Origin of the sequence: Chitinophaga lutea, from assembly GCF_003813775.1 — a bacterium.
Taxonomy (GTDB): domain Bacteria; phylum Bacteroidota; class Bacteroidia; order Chitinophagales; family Chitinophagaceae; genus Chitinophaga; species Chitinophaga lutea.
In genome coordinates, this window is sequence record NZ_RPDH01000001.1 from 375,508 (window position 1) to 392,602 (window position 17,095).

Annotated in this window: 19 protein-coding genes and 1 pseudogene; 2 read left to right on the top strand and 18 right to left on the bottom strand. The window is 50.1% G+C overall.

Features of this window, described 5'->3' with window-relative positions:
* Positions 1-54 precede the first annotated feature (54 nt).
* From EGT74_RS01405 to EGT74_RS01455, 11 genes are all read right to left on the bottom strand, one after another.
* Entirely contained in the window at positions 55-552 is a 498-nt protein-coding gene (locus EGT74_RS01405; protein WP_123844738.1) for a hypothetical protein, read from the bottom strand.
* Between the two features lie 121 nt (positions 553-673).
* Positions 674-1,117 (bottom strand): septal ring lytic transglycosylase RlpA family protein, encoded by a 444-nt coding sequence (locus tag EGT74_RS01410; protein ID WP_123844740.1) that lies wholly within the window; start codon positions 1,115-1,117, stop codon positions 674-676.
* An 87-nt stretch (positions 1,118-1,204) separates the two neighbouring features.
* Complete coding sequence (locus EGT74_RS01415) at positions 1,205-2,179, bottom strand: cytochrome-c peroxidase (RefSeq protein ID WP_246008098.1); 975 nt, start codon at positions 2,177-2,179, stop codon at positions 1,205-1,207.
* Positions 2,180-2,244: 65 nt separating this feature from the next.
* Entirely contained in the window at positions 2,245-2,988 is a 744-nt protein-coding gene (locus EGT74_RS01420) for an MbnP family protein (protein WP_123844742.1), read from the bottom strand.
* 646 nt (positions 2,989-3,634) lie between these two features.
* Positions 3,635-4,891, bottom strand: a complete 1,257-nt coding sequence (fucP, locus tag EGT74_RS01425) for an L-fucose:H+ symporter permease (RefSeq protein WP_123844744.1) — start codon at positions 4,889-4,891, stop codon at positions 3,635-3,637.
* 58 nt (positions 4,892-4,949) lie between these two features.
* A complete protein-coding gene (locus tag EGT74_RS01430; RefSeq protein ID WP_123844745.1) occupies positions 4,950-5,732 on the bottom strand; it encodes an L-fucose dehydrogenase in 783 nt (260 codons plus the stop codon).
* Positions 5,733-5,749: 17 nt separating this feature from the next.
* The gene (locus EGT74_RS01435; RefSeq protein ID WP_123844747.1) at positions 5,750-6,571 is read right to left on the bottom strand and encodes an amidohydrolase family protein; all 822 of its coding nucleotides are present in this window, start codon (positions 6,569-6,571) and stop codon (positions 5,750-5,752) included.
* Complete coding sequence (locus tag EGT74_RS01440) at positions 6,568-6,897, bottom strand: L-rhamnose mutarotase (protein ID WP_123844749.1); 330 nt, start codon at positions 6,895-6,897, stop codon at positions 6,568-6,570. Before EGT74_RS01440 ends, EGT74_RS01435 begins: the two co-directional genes overlap by 4 nt.
* 6 nt (positions 6,898-6,903) lie before the next feature.
* Entirely contained in the window at positions 6,904-7,758 is an 855-nt protein-coding gene (locus EGT74_RS01445; protein WP_123844751.1) for a fumarylacetoacetate hydrolase family protein, read from the bottom strand.
* Between the two features lie 8 nt (positions 7,759-7,766).
* The gene (locus EGT74_RS01450) at positions 7,767-8,519 is read right to left on the bottom strand and encodes a hypothetical protein (protein WP_123844752.1); all 753 of its coding nucleotides are present in this window, start codon (positions 8,517-8,519) and stop codon (positions 7,767-7,769) included.
* A complete protein-coding gene (locus EGT74_RS01455; RefSeq protein ID WP_123844754.1) occupies positions 8,519-9,301 on the bottom strand; it encodes an SDR family NAD(P)-dependent oxidoreductase in 783 nt (260 codons plus the stop codon). Before EGT74_RS01455 ends, EGT74_RS01450 begins: the two co-directional genes overlap by 1 nt.
* Before the next feature lie 115 nt (positions 9,302-9,416).
* Between EGT74_RS01455 and EGT74_RS01460 the strand changes: the two genes are divergently transcribed.
* Both EGT74_RS01460 and EGT74_RS01465 read left to right on the top strand, forming a co-directional pair.
* Positions 9,417-10,091: a M15 family metallopeptidase gene (locus tag EGT74_RS01460; protein ID WP_123844756.1), complete on the top strand. Its 675-nt coding sequence runs from the start codon at positions 9,417-9,419 to the stop codon at positions 10,089-10,091.
* A gap of 57 nt (positions 10,092-10,148) precedes the next feature.
* A complete protein-coding gene (locus tag EGT74_RS01465; RefSeq protein WP_246008099.1) occupies positions 10,149-10,967 on the top strand; it encodes a 3-keto-disaccharide hydrolase in 819 nt (272 codons plus the stop codon).
* Positions 10,968-11,096: 129 nt separating this feature from the next.
* On the opposite strand, the gene EGT74_RS01470 is transcribed toward EGT74_RS01465, so the two are convergent.
* From EGT74_RS01470 to EGT74_RS01500, 7 genes and pseudogenes are all read right to left on the bottom strand, one after another.
* Positions 11,097-11,372, bottom strand: a complete 276-nt coding sequence (locus tag EGT74_RS01470) for a barstar family protein (protein WP_158617954.1) — start codon at positions 11,370-11,372, stop codon at positions 11,097-11,099.
* Between the two features lie 864 nt (positions 11,373-12,236).
* The gene (locus EGT74_RS01475; RefSeq protein WP_123844760.1) at positions 12,237-12,698 is read right to left on the bottom strand and encodes a hypothetical protein; all 462 of its coding nucleotides are present in this window, start codon (positions 12,696-12,698) and stop codon (positions 12,237-12,239) included.
* 359 nt (positions 12,699-13,057) lie between these two features.
* A complete protein-coding gene (locus EGT74_RS01480) occupies positions 13,058-13,654 on the bottom strand; it encodes a hypothetical protein (RefSeq protein WP_123844762.1) in 597 nt (198 codons plus the stop codon).
* A 5-nt stretch (positions 13,655-13,659) separates the two neighbouring features.
* Positions 13,660-14,598, bottom strand: coding sequence for an RHS repeat-associated core domain-containing protein (locus EGT74_RS01485; RefSeq protein ID WP_246008100.1), 939 nt, complete (start codon positions 14,596-14,598; stop codon positions 13,660-13,662).
* A gap of 26 nt (positions 14,599-14,624) precedes the next feature.
* On the bottom strand, positions 14,625-15,539 hold the full coding sequence (locus EGT74_RS01490) for a hypothetical protein (RefSeq protein WP_123844765.1): 915 nt from the start codon (positions 15,537-15,539) through the stop codon (positions 14,625-14,627).
* Positions 15,540-15,648: 109 nt separating this feature from the next.
* Positions 15,649-15,738, bottom strand: a pseudogene (locus tag EGT74_RS27315) (alpha-isopropylmalate synthase regulatory domain-containing protein); the annotation flags it as partial.
* A 44-nt stretch (positions 15,739-15,782) separates the two neighbouring features.
* Positions 15,783-17,081 carry an HlyD family secretion protein gene (locus EGT74_RS01500; protein ID WP_123844766.1) on the bottom strand — a complete coding sequence of 433 codons (1,299 nt, stop codon included), beginning with the start codon at positions 17,079-17,081 and terminating at the stop codon, positions 15,783-15,785.
* Between the last annotated feature and the right edge of the window lie 14 nt (positions 17,082-17,095).

Below are 17,095 nucleotides of genomic sequence, written 5' to 3' on the forward strand. Positions count from 1 at the left end.
TCCGGATACCGGGCTTGTTCGTTTGTTGCTGTTTTCCGCTGTGGAAGTCGCAACCTAGTCAAACAACTCGTCCGTAACCAGCAAGCGTTTATTATCCCTGAATTGTGTGAGATTTCCCTTTGCGGAGCTCACCAATCCCACAATATCTGTAACTTTATCCGTTTGCAGATCGATTACCTTTACCCCGACTTTCCGCTTTCCCCCAACCGCATGATAAGTGTCGTAGATAACATATTTGTAGCCTTTGCTGACGAAATACACATAGTTTAAGTCCATGCCTTCATTTTGAGGACCGCCTCCCCGCATGTAATATGAATACCTGAACGCTTCCCAGCCGCTTTTTGTTGACGCGGGAAACACCAGTTCCGGCTTCTTGTTTGTTCCGAATCTGTATACCAGGTATTGGTCTTTTTTATCCTTGCACAGCACCGCTATCTTGCCATTCCCGGTTTTGAAGGAAAAAACCTGTTCCTCATTAGGCAGCACATACTGCTGCCCATGTACTTCAACAAGTGTAGCCTGCATTAAAAGCAATACGAAGACAAACCTCATATATTTTGCATTTTATGACCATCCGATATCAACTATGTAAAAAAGCGGCGAACTTTCCGGATAACAAAAAAGGCAGAAATAAGCGTGCGCTGTTTTCTGCCTTTTCCCGTTTGATACGCTGTTAATTGACCGCCAGGTCCAGGTCGAGCATCGGCAGGCTGTTCATGAACTCCTTCGATACCACTTCCACTTTTACTTTCGTGAGCCCCCAGTGAATGAAGCCCAGTTTTTTGGCGGCGGCCTGCGTCAGATCCACGATCCGGCGGTTGGCCGCATGCAGGCGGTCCGTCACTTTTACCACTACCCAGCGGTGGTTCCGCAGGTTGGTCACTTTGATGAGCGTGCCCAGGGGCAGGGTGTTATGCGCGGCCGTCATGGCGGTATTATCAAATATCTCACCGCTGGCTGTTGGCCGTCCATGGAACTTCTGCGCATAATAGCTTGCAACGCCGGTAGAAGGCGTCTTGGCCTTCTGCTGTGCCATTGCAGGCGCAGTGCCCAGGAACAGTACTGCCAGCACCGCCACCACACACTTTACAACATTATTTAATACTTTTATTTTCATGACGCCTGGAATTTGCAAATTTCCTGCCAGAAAGCGTTAAAGAAAGCCCTTCAAAATGTTAATGCACCCTAATCTGCTTGTTAACAGTTAATTATCGATCAAAATTTCCGAGAGCGACTTGCTGGTGATGAAGCCCTGATCCGTCAACGTATTCAGAAAAAAGTACAACTCACGTTTTTCGGACACCGACAAGGGTATGCCTTTCGACACGAGGGGATCAACCGTAGGCGTTTGTTCGATGCCGGTGGAATAGTGGTCAAACACATGGAAAATATCGTAAAAACGGCCGTCGTGCATGTACGGCGGGCTTTTAAGCACGTTGCGGAGGGAGGGCACCCGGAACTTCAGGTAATCGCCTGTGCTGCCCGTAACGCGCATGCGGCCGGCATCGTGGAGGTACTGGTTGTAGGGCAGCCCGTTGTTGCGGTAGGAACCGTCGGTGAAGAGGGGCTCCTTGTGGCACGACGCGCATTTTTCCTGGAATACGCGGTAGCCGTTCGCTTCTTCGAGCGTGAACTGCGCGCCGGGTATCTTGCGCACCACGCTGTCGTATTTCGAGTTGAAGGAATTCATCGTGGCCATGAACTGCGCCAGGGCGCGGAAGAGTTTCTGGCTGTTGATCTCCCCTTCCCCGAACGCCTCGCTGAACAGGGAGCGGTACTTCGCGTCCGCGTTCAGGCGGTTGATGAGCCGGCCCAGGTCTTCGCCCATTTCGTTGGGGTCCGTGATGGGCGTCAGCGGCTGTACTTCGAGGTGGTTCACCCCGCCGTCCCACATAAAATCTTTCTGCCAGATGAGGTTGAACAGTCCGGGTACCGAACGGAACCCGGTACGGTTGTCGATCCCGTGGCTGAGCGGATGGTCGAAGTGGGCGAAGGCCGCGAACTGCTGGTGGCAGAAGCCGCAGGATACCGTGCTGTCGCGCGACAGCCGGGGGTCGTAAAACAGCCGGCGGCCGAGTGCGATGCCCTGTACCGTGAGCGGGTTCTGGCTCATGTCGTACACCGGTGCGGGGAAATGGTCCGGCAGCTGGAGGGTAAAGGGTACCGGCTCCGGCCTCACCGGGTTCGTTTTTCTGCAGCTCCATACGAGCAGAAATACGCAGGCGGCATATATGCAATAACGTATCACAGGTCTGTTACGTCGGTAATGCGGAACATGTTGCTATAATTCTCCGAAATTCTCCAGGCATCTTTCCCCGGTACGTGAATGGTGGACGTTTGCTGGAACTTCACCTGGAAAGGATTGCTGAACCAGGTATAGAGATCGGCTTTGACGGTTACTTCCGGTTTGCGCTCGGCGTTCACGGTGAGGCTGATGGGGCTCACCAGCGTTACCCGCCGCACAGCGTTGTATGGCCCCTTGAACCCGCCGATATGGAACGTGAGGGCCTGGCCCGCCGCGCCCGAAGCCGGCGAGGTGCCTTCCATCCTGGCCATGATGTACCCGCTGTTCCAGCTCCAGAACATGCCATGTACGGGGTCCAATGCGTCCGTTTGCGCCCCGCTGACGTTCCGGGTGCTATCTACCCCCACCAGGAAGGAAAAACCCCTGTATTCGCCCTTAGGGGCCGGAATCCGGATGGTTTTGCTGGCGGGTTTGCTCTCGTCAACGAGATAATAGCCGTCCGGCAGCTGTAACTGGCTGTTATCGAGCCGGGTGAGGGTGATATTGCTGATGTAGTATTTGAACGTGCTGACGGTAAACGCCTCCCCGGCGGAATTGGTGTAGCTGGAGGTATTGAGGCTGAGGGAAGCGCCGTTCACCACGTTGTTGAAGGTGATCAGCAGGGTGCCCTGTTCCTGTTTTTCCTTTTTACAGGCCATAAAAACGATGCAAAGGGCAAAAAACAGGCGGGCTTGCAGCTTCATAAAGGGAGGTTTCTACGATGGAAGGTACGAAAAACAGGGCATAAACGGCGGTGGAACAATCCGGTTTTGCGGAGGAGCAGGCATCCTTATGCTCCGCATGCCGGCACTAACAGGTTTGCCGGAATTCGATGGCGGGACAGGGTGCTATTTTCAAAAGGAGACACTAACTGGTTTGCGGAAATTCAATGACCGAATAGGACAGATTTTTTCAAAAACCGGCGCGAATGGTTTTATCGAAAGTCGGGCGCTCAAGATTTCACCGGAAAACAAACAACTGTAAATCAATGACATAATTCAGTCTTTCGGCATCCCTGTCAACCCCGTTCAGGACAATCGCGCCAAAAGGGACTACCGATAACAGGATTTTCTAACCAAGGGGTAAACCTGTATCAGGATCAGACCACCCTTGGATCTGACTTTGTCTGAAACCGTTACTGATATTGTGTTTCAGTATATATACGCCCTATATACTTCCTATATACGCCCTATTTGCACCCTATATACTCCCTTCTATTTAAGGAAGGAAGTATATAGGGTGATGATAGGTAAAAAAATGAGGGAACAAACCGGTTGATATAAAGAACCGGCCAAAAAGGAAAGCAGGCGCTCCCAAGGGAACGCCTGCTTTCGATATACCTGAAGTATGTTATTTCAGTTTGGAGCCCTTCCATCCGTAGAAGAACACCACTACGAAGCAGACCAACGGCACCACAAACGAGATGGCGGTTGATTCATGTTCGGCTACCAGGCCCATTACGTATGGCACGAGTGCGCCACCCACGATCGACATGATCAGATACGATGACCCTTCTTTGGTATGCTGTCCAAGATCCTTCACCGCCAGTGCAAAAATAGTCGGGAACATGATGGACATGAAGAAGAACGTGATGGTAAGCCCGTAAATGGAAGCCGCTCCCTGGCCGCTCATTACAAGACCGCACAGGGCGATATTGATAGCCGCGTAAATTGCCAGCAGCGTATTCGGTGCAATTTTGCGCATCAATGCCGTGCCCACAAAACGCCCGATCGTGAAGAGGCCGAGCGCAACGCCAAACATGACGGAACCTTTGGCGCTGGTTGCACCCGGCAGGTATTCCACCACGTAGTTGATGAACAGTGCGCCGATACCTACCTGCGCCGCCACATAAAAGAACTGTGCAACCACACCCCATACAAAGTGACGATGCGCGAACAATCCTTTGCCTGAACCGCCTTTTGCCACCACCGCATCTTCCTCCACCGTAATTTCCGGGAGGCGTGTGCGATAGAACAGAAATGCGATCAGCAGTACGACTGCCGCCATCACGATGTAAACAAGCTGAACGGAAGACAGGTCTTTTCCGCCGCCACTTGCTGCGGCGCCCTCTTCTCCCCCGAAAAACAGTCTTGAAGCGATCAGCGGCCCGAGAAAGGAGCCTAGCCCGTTAAAACACTGCGAAAGGTTGAGCCGGAATTCTGACTTCGACGGTTCGCCCAACACCGTTACATACGGGTTGGCTGCTGTTTCAAGGAACGCGAGGCCGGATGCCAGCACGAATAATGCAACAAGGAAGGCATCGAAATTCGCGTAGTGAGCGGAAGGGTAAAATAAAGCGGCGCCGGCTGCATATAACAGGAGGCCGAAAATGATACCCGATTTGTAGCTGTACTTCTTCATGAAGTAACCTGCCGGCAGCGCCATAATGAAATAAGCACCGAAATAAGCGCCCTGTAAAAGGGTGGAACGGGCTTTATCGATATTCAGCGCCTCCTGGAAGTGTTTGTTCAACACGTCGAGCAGGCCGTAAGCCAGGCCCCACATGAAGAACAGGCTGGTTACGAGTATGAAGGGAAATAAATACTTCTGACCGTTTTTTGTGCCGGTGGATGTATAAGTGGTTGTGGTAGCTGCGCCGCCCGCCATATGCAATTGCGTTTAAAGTGAATAATTATCAGTGGAATTCAGATGCAAGCGTTGTTGTTTAACTGATAGAACGGTCGAGGTGCGTATACCCGCCATCCACATACACAATTTGCCCGGTGGTGTGGGCGGACAGGCCGCTGAGCAGGAACACCGTCATGGCCGCGATCTCTTCGGAAGTGGTCATGCGTTTTTCAAGCGGGATTTTGGATACGATCGACTGGAGTTTTTCCTGCGGGTTGGGCAGGGAATTGATCCAGGTTTCGTACAGCGGCGTCCACACTTCGGCGGGGATCACCGTGTTCACCCTTACGGAATACGGCAGCAGTTCCACCGCCCATTCACGGGTGAGCGCGTTGATGGCGCCTTTGGAAGCGGCGTAGCCGGAGGTGTTGCCCTGCCCGGTGGTGGCCACTTTGGAGCCGATGTTCACGATATTTCCTTTCGTGGCTTTCAGGTAAGGCAAGGCGTAGTGCGCGAGGTTGTAGTAGTGCGACAGGTTATTCTGCAGCGACGCCATGAACTTTTCGGGGCTGCCGTTTTCGAGGCCCACGCCGTCGTTGGCGCCGGCGTTGTTGATCAGCCCGTCTATCCGTCCGTATTCTTTTACCGTGAGGTCGATCACTTTTTTACAATCTTCCACATTACCCAGTTCCGCCTGTATGCCGAAGGCTTTGCCGCCGGCCTGGCGGATGGCGTCTACCGCCTTTTCGTTGTCGGCTTCTTTACGGCCGGCAATGATGGCCACGCCTCCTTCTGCCGCGATCAGTTTCGCTACCGCCTCACCGATGCCTTTGGCGCCGCCGGTCACGATCACCACCTTATCCTGTAATCCGAGATTCATTTTGATGTACTGTTTAATTATAATTGATAAAATGCCGCCGCACTGCCGCCCATGATCTGCGCCTGTTCACTGGCGGAGAGGCGGGCAATGTAGTCCGTCACGATTTTCTTCATCGGCGGATAATCCGCCGCAATCAGGCACACGGGCCAGTCGGACCCGAACATCAGCCTGCCTGCGCCGAACGCTTCGAGCGCCACATCGAGGAAGGGCGTAAAGTCGTCCTGCTGCCAATTTTGATGGTCCGCTTCCGTCACCATGCCGCTGAGCTTGCACCATACATTGGGCAGTTCGGCCAGCGCCCGGATGTGCTGCTCCCACCCTTTCAGTTCGCCGGTCTCGAAATCGGGCTTGGCCAGGTGGTCGAGCACGAAAGGCTGATCGGGGAACTTCTTCGCAAAAGCCACCGCGGCGGGCAGCTGATGCGGGTAGATGAGAATATCGTAGGTGAACTTGAACTGTTGCAGGTTGGCGATGCCGCGGCAGAAATCGTTGCGGAGGAGAAACTCCTTGTCGGGCTCTCCCTGCACGATGTGCCGGAAACCTTTCAGCAGCGGGAACTGCGAAAAATATTCCAGCCGCTCCGCCACGCGCGGGCTTTTCAGGTCTACCCATCCCACCACGCCTTTGATGAAATCGTTCTCATTGGCGAGCTGTAACAGGAACTGCGTTTCGCGCTCACTCTGGTCGGCCTGTACGGCCACGCAGCCGTCGACCCCGTTGGCGGCCAGTACCGGCGCCAGGTCGGCGGGCAGGTAATCTTTCTGGAGCACCTCGTCGGTCATCCAGGTATCCCGTTCGGGGAAATAATGCCAGAAATGCTGGTGTGCGTCTATGATCATAACGTAAAAATCTTGTCCATCAGTACCCACTTTTCGCCGGGTTTGGCCGTGGGGATGGGTTGCTGGAATGTCCACATGAATGCTTCCCACTTCTGTACAATGGGATTGGCGGCGTCCATGGCCGCTTTTGTTTCGAATGAAAAACTGTCGTCCACTTCCATGATCATGAACATGCGGTTACCGGTGCGGTAAATGTCCATCACCGTAATGCCCGCGTCCGTGATGCTTTTGTGGATTTCCGGCCAGATGCTTTTGTGGATCTTTTCGTATTCCGCAATGGAGGCCGGGTCGTCTTTCAGATCGAGCGTGTAACAATATCTTTTCATGCTCGGTTATTTTTGCCAGGCTACGGCGGTTTGTTTGGAAGTGCCCAGTCCATCGATGCCCAGTTCCACCACATCGCCTGCTTTCAGGAAGATCTGCGGGTTGAAGCCCAGGCCGACGCCTGCGGGCGTACCGGTAGAGATCACGTCGCCCGGGATGAGCGTCATGAACTGGCTGAGATAAGACACGATGAAAGGCACGTTGAAGATGAGGTTGGACGTGTTGCCGTCCTGCATCTTTTTACCGTTCACGGTGAGCCAGAGGCGTACGTTATTGATATCCGCGATCTCGTCTTTCGTTACCAGCCAGGGGCCCAGCGGCGCGAAGGTATCGTTGCTCTTGCCTTTCACCCACTGACCGCCTCTTTCGAGCTGGAATTCACGTTCGCTGTAGTCGTTGTGCAGCGCGTAGCCGGCCACATAATCCATGGCGTCCTTCTCGTCTACATAGCTGGCTTTTTTACCGATGATCACGGCCAGTTCCACTTCCCAGTCGGTTTTCACGCTGTTGCGGGGAATCACGAGGTCGTCGTTCGGGCCTACCAGGGAAGAGGTGGATTTAAAAAACACGATGGGCTCTTTCGGAATGGCGGCGCCGGTTTCGCGGGCATGGTCGGCATAGTTGAGGCCGATGCAGATGATCTTGGAAGGCCGCGTCAAAGGAGCGCCCAGTCTCGTACCGTCTGCTACGCGGGGACATTTGTCGCCGTTGGCATCCCACCATTTGGCGAGGCGGTTGAGGCCGTCCGTTTCCAGGAAACGTTCGCCGAAATCTTCTCCGAAGGCGGACACGTCGAACATGCCCGCTGCTGTTACCACACCCGGTTTTTCTGCTCCCGGTAATCCAAACCTGATAAGTTTCATATCCTTTATTATTTTATAACTGTTTGCAATTGTTTATAGCCGATGCGGCCGTTCACTACCTTGATCTCGTAATACTCTTCCAGCTCGCCGCCCAGTTCCACGCCCACGATCACATAATCGTCGGCATACGCCTGGATGTATGGTTTGCCACCTTCAGGCACTTCCATTTGGAGGTTTCGCTCAACGCCGCCGAACTTCATATATACATTGGCCGCCGATTTATTCGCGCCGGGCTTGAGGGCCACGGTGAATTTGTCGAGGATCAGCCCGCTCTGGATATTCTTTTCGTGGCGGCTGACCCTGGGCTGCTGGCGGATAACGTCGCCGAGGCCCAGCGTTTTTTCCATGTAGGTGTAAATTTTTCTCGGCGGCGAGGGCACCCACAGTACCTTCAGCTGCCGGCCGTCCTGCGAGGCGTGGTAATACCGGGTGTCGCGGTTCGGTTTGATGAAACCAATCCACACGCTGTTGGGCTCGTCCCAGAATACACGGTAGATGGTGGTATCCGGGAAACCTTTCACGAGCGGCAGGTCTTTATACGTTCTTTCGTAGCGGATGGAATCGATGCTGAAAGTGAATGTAACGCTGGAAGTATCCTTGTCCCTGTCTTTGATGCTCACCTCCATGGTGCCTGCCGGCCTGGCGGGCTGCAGGGGCGCTTCTTCATCCGTGGTAGTGGCGGCATCGCCTGTTTTGGCGCCTTTGTTGTTGCAGGCGGTGAAAGCCAGCAACAGGGCCATGGCGGCATAGTGTACCTTCATCAGTTGTTCAGTTTAATAAATCCGCCGTCGATCGGGTAATCGCAACCGGTAATGAAGCCTGCTTCGTCCGAGCACAGGTAAAGCGCCAGGTAGCCGATTTCTTCCGGTTTGGCCATACGGCCGATGGGCTGTGTTTTCGACAATTTATCAAACATTTCGGCTTCTTGGCCGGGATAATTTTTAGCGATGAACCCGTCTACGAACGGGGTATGTACCCTGGCAGGCGATACGCAGTTGACGCGGATATTGCTCGCCAGGTAATCTTTCGCGGCCGACAGGGTCATGGTCAGCACCGCGCCTTTGCTCATGGAGTAGGCGAAACGGTCCGGGATGCCCACGCTGGACGCGATGGACGCGATATTGAGGATCACGCCGCCGCCCTGTTTTTTCATCGGCTCGATGGCCGCGAACATGCAGTTGTACGTCCCTTTTACGTTCACGGCGTATATCCGGTCGAGGTCCGCCTCGGTAGTGGTTTCCAGTTTGCCTACGTGGGCGATGCCCGCGCAGTTGACCAGGATGTTGAGCTGCCCGCTGGTGGCCACCACTTTCTGCATCACGGCCACTACAGCCGCCTGGTCTGCCACGTTGCAACCGTGCACCTGCCCTTTGCCGCCCGCGGCGGTAATCTCGTTCACGGTGCCCTGCCCTGCTTCCTCATTCAGTTCCAGCACGTGCACATCCGCGCCGCTGGCCGCCAGCACCTTCGCCACCGCCTGCCCAATCCCGCTTCCGCCGCCGGTTACAACGGCCACTTTTCCATCTAATCGGAAAAAACTCATCTTCGTAATAATTTAAGGGTTCTAAAATACCTCAATTATAAGGGTAATTGCAATTCTTTTTTAGCTACAATTTGTACTTTCTTGCCTATTTTTAAGACAGTCTAAATCGATTTTTGTGAAAAACATATTCATCCTCTGCCTGCTTTTGTGGCCGGCCATGCTCCCGGCCCAGGAAATCCCCCTGAACAAATACGGCCTCCCGGTGATCAGTTCCGTGCCTTTGTACGAGCAACAGGTGAAGGCCAACAGCGAGATGCGGCTCGTGCGGGTCAACAACATCGCGATCGACGTGCGGTACGCCACCAAGGATAATTTCACCAAAACGGCGCTCTACCCCTTCGCGGCCGTATGGCTCCGGCAGCCGGCCTACGAAGCCCTGCTGCGGTTGCAGGAATACCTGGAGCCCATCGGCCTGGGGCTGAAGATATTCGACGGTTACCGCCCCTACCGGGTCACGGAAAAGATGTGGGAAATTGTGCCGGACGACCGGTACGCCGCCAACCCGAAAACCGGCTCGGGCCATAACCGGGGCGTGGCGGTAGACCTGACGCTCATTTACCTCAAAACCGGCAAAGAGCTACCCATGCCCACGCCGTACGACGATTTTACCGAAAAAGCCCACCACGACTATATGGACCTCGACGCTGAAGTGATCGAGAACCGCACCCTGCTGCGCACCCTCATGGAAGCCCATGGCTTTGTGGCCCTTGAAACGGAGTGGTGGCATTACGCCCTGAAAGACGCCGCCCGTTTTCCGCTGATGGATATCGGGTTTGAGGAGTTGAAGTAATTTTTATAGTTTAACAGCCTAATTCGCTACTCGTCTATGGTAAAAATGAAATTTCTGATGACCGCAGCACTCGCACTGATCTGCGGTATCAGCACAGCCCAGCAATCCAAAAACGGATGGTACCAGCTTTTTAACGGGAAAGACCTGAAAGACTGGAACGTCAAAATCAGAGGCTACGATCTCGACGACAACTACGGCAACACCTTCCGTGTGAAAGACGGGAAGCTGACCGTGTCGTACGACCAATACACCGCGTTCGACGAAAAGTATGGTCACATTTTCCACAAGAAAAAATTCTCCGCCTACCTGCTGGTGATGGAGTACCGCTTTGTGGGCGAACAGGTAAAAGGCGGCCCCGGTTGGGCCTGGCGCAACAGCGGCGCCATGATCCACGGCCAGCCCGCCGCCACGATGGGAAAAGACCAGGACTTCCCCATCTCCATCGAAGTGCAGCTGCTCGGCGGCAGGGAAACCGGCAACCGTACCACGGCCAACCTGTGCACGCCCGGCACCAACGTGGTGATGAACAACAAACTCATCACCGCCCACTGCATCGATTCAAAATCGCAAACCTACCGCGGCGACGTATGGGTACGCGCGGAAATACTGGTGCTCGGCGATTCCATCATCAAACACATCGTGGAGAAAGATACGGTGCTGGTGTACGAAAAGCCCCAGATCGGCGGCGGCAGCGTATCCGGCCACGACCCTGCGCTTAAGAAAGACGGACAGCTGTTGTCTGAAGGCTCCATTTCGCTGCAGAGCGAGAGCCACCCGGTGGAATACCGGAAAGTGGAGGTGTTCGACCTGGCGCCTTATATGAAGGACCGGAAGAAGCTGGCGAAGAAGCTGGCGGAGCTCCAGAAGCGGAAGTGATTTTCTACATAAAAGTCCTGGTATTGGACCGGCGTCTTTTATGCATATGATACCCGGCGCTGAATAAGTGACGGGCTATAAAAAAGTCCCGGTGGTTGCACCGGGACTTTTTCTTTCTTCTCATTTTATCTAGCTCACCACTACATTGAGGCCGTTACGCGAAGCCGCATCCTGCAATACATCGAGCACTTTGTTGCGGGTGGTGTCCGATTCCTCGAGGAGGAAAAAGTCGAAATCGGTGATTTCGATTTTGCTGTCGCTTTTCAGATCGCAGAGGCAATCGGAGAGCGCGTCGAGGTTTTTACCGAAGTGCGGGGGGAATGCGAGGACTTTGGCGACGGTGGCGTAGAAGTCGTCGAGCGTCTGGCATTTGCGGCTGTCTATGGTAGTGGGTTGGGTGGTCATGTCCATGTAACTTTTGCTGGGGTAAAATTAAGGGGTTTGGGTGGGAAATGAGTCAGTTTTTTTGAATAAAGCGGTGCTTGGCAGGGAAGCCACTCCGGCTATGGATAGGGGTAAAATGTTATCCATCTATTTTAGCGGCGGGAAAACAAACGTCTTTTTCCTGTTTTTAATGGCGTCTTTTCAGGCAGGGTGGTTTATGCAAGAAATCGCGCAGATCAATACGGGAACAGCCGGAATTATTTTATTCGCAAGTAGCTCAGACACATTCTGAATTCTTCTACGTGTCCAAACGCCACATTGCTTCTGTGCAAAGCTATTCCTTTTTTAAACTGCATTATACTACTTATCTACTATTTTTGTTTCTTTAGAAAATAGGCTACAGCTTTTCGCTCCTTAAATCTCATGAGATAATGAAAAGTATCATTAGTATTGGATAGAATGGATATATTCAAAGTGTCCCCTACATTTAATAAACCGGGGTTCTCCAAACTTTTAATTATCAATGAGTAACTGGAACAGCCATTCCATCTAATATCGTACTTGGCAACCAATCGCCCGTCCAAATAATCAAGTTGCGTAGAATCATAAAAAATAAAGTATGACTTCTCGTTTAGAACACTATCTCCATTGAGGTACCGTGCTCCAACAACTATAGCATTTTTCGGACAACTCCGCTTCTCGCATGCACTACAAAGCAAAGAAAACATATAAAGAAGGAAAAATGCATTTGACTTAATCTTCCAGAAAACACCTTTATCCATTCTATTTTTTTAGTTGTCTTAAGTAGTAATATACTTTCAAAACAGGATTTTAATTCACAAATTAAGGAAAGAAGAATTTCGCATCCAAGCATCGTCAATTGTATTACAGGATTCCTTGCTCCACAATATCCTTCACCCATTGAATCCTCTCTCTTGACCATGGCTTAAATTGTTTTTGAGTAAAATACGTTCTTTTATCTACATCAATGCGTATCATGTCTATAATATATCTTGCTGTCGCATCTTGAATAACCTTCACCTTTACATCCTTCCTATTGCGTACAATTTTCTTTATCTTATTAAAATGCAATGTTTCAATTTCTATATTCTGCTCATCATTTAAATAAATTTTATATAATATGTTAGCAGACACTCTCACCCCATACAAACCAACTAACACGAACATACTACCTATAAAAATCAGCGTGTACGACGTCGGCCCGGAATCCACCAAAAGATATAAACCAAGGAACAAAAATAATAATATAAACACATGTGTAGCGCGCCAAAACCGAGTAAAAAAACTCTTATTGCTTTCTTCAACTCCAATAATCTCCGTTCTCATTTTATTGGTTTGTGTTGATAATTGCAGTTATTTAATTCTCTTACTCTCCCCTCCCATTTTTTTCCTTCTTTTTCTGCTCTCCCTCACCAAGCTCTCTTACTTTATTTCTTGTATTCGTCCCATCTTCAAACGTGCTTACCACATTACTAACTTGATCAATAACTGTCAATGCTCCCGGGGTCCCAGGTTTTGGCTTCTCTACTAAACCTTTTGTTCCCGTAACCAAAGTTTACACCAGTCCGCCAACTCCTCCGCAGTCAATCTGAACTCGAGCGCGATATAAATTTCATTAATGATTTAATAGCGAAGTTTCCTAGTCTTAAAGAATCCATCAAAAGCTGGAGTTATATATCCCTCCTCTAATGACCGCCTCCTCCAATATCACCTACTTTTCTCCAAATAGGTGCCCCCCAGAATCTAGAATCATTCATATTGTATTTATACATTCCACCTCCAATGGTATCAGACGTTGCAAACTCAGTAAAATAAGCACTTCTAATAGTACTTGATAACTCTGATTGATCTTTAGCGTTACTAAAGTTGGGTCCAATCCAAGCTAGATGAATATTTTCTTTATTTCTAATTCCGATATAAGAAGTTGCATCGTAATACCAATTACTTTCGTTGATTGGATTACGCTGCCTGTAGGTCGGATTTTTAGTTATAACAAAAACAATAAATTTATTGCACGAATCATTATGAATAATCGTATCAATTATTATTTGCGTCAAATCAAAATATTCCTTGGAATAAAATGAATGTCTATGTTCTTTGAGATAATTTATTAATGTATCCTGTATTTGTGTACTGTCTTTGACATACAACGCCCTAGTGACAATTACATTATTAATAAACTCCTTTGGTGTATGTTGTTTTAACCGAAACTCTCCACACGAAGAAAATATTAAACAATACAAAGAAAACAAGCCATAAATTAACATTTTAGTATCTACCATAACGATTATTTTTTGATCCAATTCTTGCCATCCCAAATATAGGTGCCTTCTTCCAGCTTTGAAATGTCATAAAAAAACGAGTGAATCGAATGATCTACACTATTATTTGTATTTGTTGTAATGTTTTTCCTATCTAACCCTTGTTCGTCCTGATTCGCTAAAAAGCCCGCTTCCCTGAGTTTTCCTCTTCCTTGGTGCTTAAACTGCATTGTCAGAATCGACGGATCAGCAAAAATTTCTCCCGCCTGGAATGGATCAAAGTCTGCTATCAAAGTAATTTTCACCTGCTTTTTTAATTCTGGATTTTCTTCAAGGTATTGTTTCAACCCTTTTACATAGCCATTTCCATATGCTCCGCCCATACTATGGGTAATTATTTTTATGGTTTCATCTATAACACCATTGGTTCTATGTAAACTTGCAATAAGAGCTGCGGCTTCTTTGTACCCTTTACGATATCCATACCCTGTTCTTGCCACAGAAGAAATGCTGTTGCCGCCATGAACATAGTGCCTATTTCCGTCCCCCAATTGGCGGGACACTTCTAAATCAAATGCGCTCGTCATAACCGTTGTTCTTGAAGCCTCTTCATCTCTCCATCGTCCGAGGATATCTCTGGTACTTCTATATATCACATCAGTTCTATACTCCCTCCAATACTTAGCCGAGCCTTGCTCACTTCTTGTTGCCGTGAACCCATTTACAAAAATAATCAGGTTCCCATCTGGATCCATTGCATTGATTGGTGTATTAGCTGCATAGTTGTACGGGGTAAGGTTTTGATAAACATCGGCCATTGCGTCAGTCACATGCCATCTTCCGATCTGCTGATCATACATCCTCGCTCCATAATCATACCATCCCAAGCCACTACCATCTCTAAACTCACCATTCTGAAGCTCCTTCCCATTATAGCCATATTTGTTCTGCTCAGATCTGTCCATGGCCTTTTCGGAGATCCCCGCCATCGTCAGCCCAAACGGATAATAATGCGTCTCCTCGCCTGGGGGTTGAGGGTACCTATGCCTACGTTACCAACTGCGTCAATAACGATATCGTCTCCGTAATACCATTGAACACCGGTTCCTTGCTTGTCAAAAACTCTTCTTGTGCCCAGCACCATTTTACCAGAAGCATTCGACTGACTGGAATTACCAGCGATGGTAATGATACGACCCTGCCCCCAAAAGTTCCCGACCCCATCCGATGGAATAGCGAACTCCAGTTGCGCGCCCATGGTAGCATGACGGGAAGGCGTTTCCGCCATCACCACCAGGCCGTTGCTCAACTGGTTGGCGTTGGCCGCGTTGATGTCTGCACCCGGACCAGTTACCATCAGGCTACCGGCGGGGCTTTGCCCTTTCACGGTCATTCTGCCATGGAAGACCAATTCCTCAGAACTGTTAAATTGCTCCACATTGCTGACCTGCGCACCGGTCACAAGTAAAAAAGCCTCGTTCTGGGCATACCCCGTAAAAGAAAAAGCAGAAAGCGATGAAGTTTTAGAAATCGAAGCAGCCAGGTAGCGTTCGCCGTTGTAAGCGAGCGTCACGAGGCTGGAAGCCTCATTATAAGAAATAAGTGACCCCCTGGTGTTACCATACGCGGTGGCTGTATTGACCTCTACCGTCCATTTGCGGTTCCACGCCCAGGTGGCGCCCCTGAGTCCGGAGATCTTACCCATCACGTAATGATCGTCCATCAGCGTTCCGTTATATGCCTTGTGAAGGAGCAAATAAGTCACATCCGTAGACTCGGAGCTGACGCCTTCAATTTCTTTATTGACGAGGTATCTCCTGCCGTGGCTGTTGGTAATTACCTGGGATTGGGCGTTTGCGGACAAAATGGCAAAAAGGCATGCCAGGGTTAAAATGACTTTGTTCATAAGTATAGATTTATCAGCAATGGGTAAAACAACTTTCGGAGAGCAATATACAAAAAAAAGCGCCGCCCCGCTAAACCGGAACAGCGCTTTATACAGACAAAATAACTCCTTAGTAAATCTTGTTCAACGCGTCTACATAAGCATGTACGCTCGCATTCACGATATCGGTAGAATAACCGAAACCGTAGTACGATTTGCCGTCGTGGCGTACGCCTCATATACTACCCCCACCTGAAGCACACCCTACTTCGTTCCCACCGACACAGACTTGAAGACATTATTAACAAGCCTGTTCATTAAACGGACATTCCTCGTTATGACAATCGCTTCCGCTTTCAGGCCGGATTTATACGCAAGGGGGACATTATTACTCGTGACCAAGCCGTTATCCAACCGTACCGTAGCCACAAACCCGCTGTCTGTCGACACCCGGGAAACATAATTGATCGTTCCCTGCAAAAAACCGACTTCCTGAAATGGATAGGCCGCAACTCGCAACTGCACTTGCTGCCCCGTGTCCACTTTGCCAAAATTCGCCTGGGGAAGGTTTACTTCCGCAAAATAGTGACTATGACCGGGGTCAATATAGCCTATCATCTTTCCCTGCTGCAAAAACTGCTGCTCCTGCAAAGGCACATTCAATACAACCTCTCCGTCAATCGGCGCCACAATTACGTATTTCCTTTTCCATTCGTCGACAACATTCTGCAATGACTGCACAGCTTGCAAAAAAAGTGCTTTCTGTTGCGCCAGGTCATGCTTCAACTGGTCAATTTCCTTCAGCTTTTCCCGCTTCTGCGTGATATTGGAAAGGATGGCGCTGCTCAATTGCGAAACGGTCATTTTTTTGTTGACAAATTTGCTTTTCTCGTTCCTGAATGCTTCCCTGGCAATCACCTTTTCCTCAAAAAGGTTCCTGTTCATGTTAAAACTCTCTTCCGCAAGCAGCATATCCTGCTCCGTCAGCTCAAACTGTCGCTGGATAACCTCTTTGGCCTGCTCCAATGTTTCAATATCCTGCCGGAGCATTTCCATCTTTCTGCCATAAAAACCGTTCACCATATAATCGTCAAACTGCTGCAAGGCGCCGATGAACTCCCGGTATGCGTCCCGAGCCTCACCCAGGTTGCCGTAACCGCCGGAAAAGCATCCCGCTGCTTCCTTAAAGCGGTTGGCATTAAGCAAAACAATACACTTGTCGATCATTGATGACAGCCGCAGCACATCCTGATGACTGGCCGTGCTTTCCATCAGGCCCAATAGCTCGTTTTTCACCACCTGCTTCCTATTCCCGGCCAGCAGTTTCGTAAGCCGCCCCTCATGCCGTATAATCAATTCTTTTGGCGCATTGGTGGCTGACAACAGGGCTTTCCCCTCGATGATATCGGGATACTTGACAAACCAGGTACTGGATATCAGAATGACCAGGATACCTAAAAAAAGATATAACGCCGATTTCTCCAGAAACCCCGGCTTTCTGCTGATGATCTCCTGCGCCATTTCCGACCGCTGGCTAAAATGATATTTAATTTCTTCCGCCATATTCAGTTCATTTA

Coding starts and splice junctions, on each gene's coding strand:
- EGT74_RS01485 (WP_246008100.1), bottom strand. CDS start 14,598: ATGGACAGATCTGAGCAGAACAAATATGGCTATAATGGGAAGGAGCTT.
- EGT74_RS01475 (WP_123844760.1), bottom strand. CDS start 12,698: ATGAGAACGGAGATTATTGGAGTTGAAGAAAGCAATAAGAGTTTTTTT.
- EGT74_RS01440 (WP_123844749.1), bottom strand. CDS start 6,897: ATGAAAAGATATTGTTACACGCTCGATCTGAAAGACGACCCGGCCTCC.
- EGT74_RS01455 (WP_123844754.1), bottom strand. CDS start 9,301: ATGAGTTTTTTCCGATTAGATGGAAAAGTGGCCGTTGTAACCGGCGGC.
- EGT74_RS01480 (WP_123844762.1), bottom strand. CDS start 13,654: ATGGTAGATACTAAAATGTTAATTTATGGCTTGTTTTCTTTGTATTGT.
- EGT74_RS01410 (WP_123844740.1), bottom strand. CDS start 1,117: ATGAAAATAAAAGTATTAAATAATGTTGTAAAGTGTGTGGTGGCGGTG.
- EGT74_RS01470 (WP_158617954.1), bottom strand. CDS start 11,372: ATGACCACCCAACCCACTACCATAGACAGCCGCAAATGCCAGACGCTC.
- EGT74_RS01405 (WP_123844738.1), bottom strand. CDS start 552: ATGAGGTTTGTCTTCGTATTGCTTTTAATGCAGGCTACACTTGTTGAA.
- EGT74_RS01445 (WP_123844751.1), bottom strand. CDS start 7,758: ATGAAACTTATCAGGTTTGGATTACCGGGAGCAGAAAAACCGGGTGTG.
- fucP (WP_123844744.1), bottom strand. CDS start 4,891: ATGGCGGGCGGCGCAGCTACCACAACCACTTATACATCCACCGGCACA.
- EGT74_RS01465 (WP_246008099.1), top strand. CDS start 10,149: ATGACCGCAGCACTCGCACTGATCTGCGGTATCAGCACAGCCCAGCAA.
- EGT74_RS01450 (WP_123844752.1), bottom strand. CDS start 8,519: ATGAAGGTACACTATGCCGCCATGGCCCTGTTGCTGGCTTTCACCGCC.
- EGT74_RS01435 (WP_123844747.1), bottom strand. CDS start 6,571: ATGATCATAGACGCACACCAGCATTTCTGGCATTATTTCCCCGAACGG.
- EGT74_RS01430 (WP_123844745.1), bottom strand. CDS start 5,732: ATGAATCTCGGATTACAGGATAAGGTGGTGATCGTGACCGGCGGCGCC.
- EGT74_RS01490 (WP_123844765.1), bottom strand. CDS start 15,539: ATGAACAAAGTCATTTTAACCCTGGCATGCCTTTTTGCCATTTTGTCC.
- EGT74_RS01420 (WP_123844742.1), bottom strand. CDS start 2,988: ATGAAGCTGCAAGCCCGCCTGTTTTTTGCCCTTTGCATCGTTTTTATG.
- EGT74_RS01500 (WP_123844766.1), bottom strand. CDS start 17,081: ATGGCGGAAGAAATTAAATATCATTTTAGCCAGCGGTCGGAAATGGCG.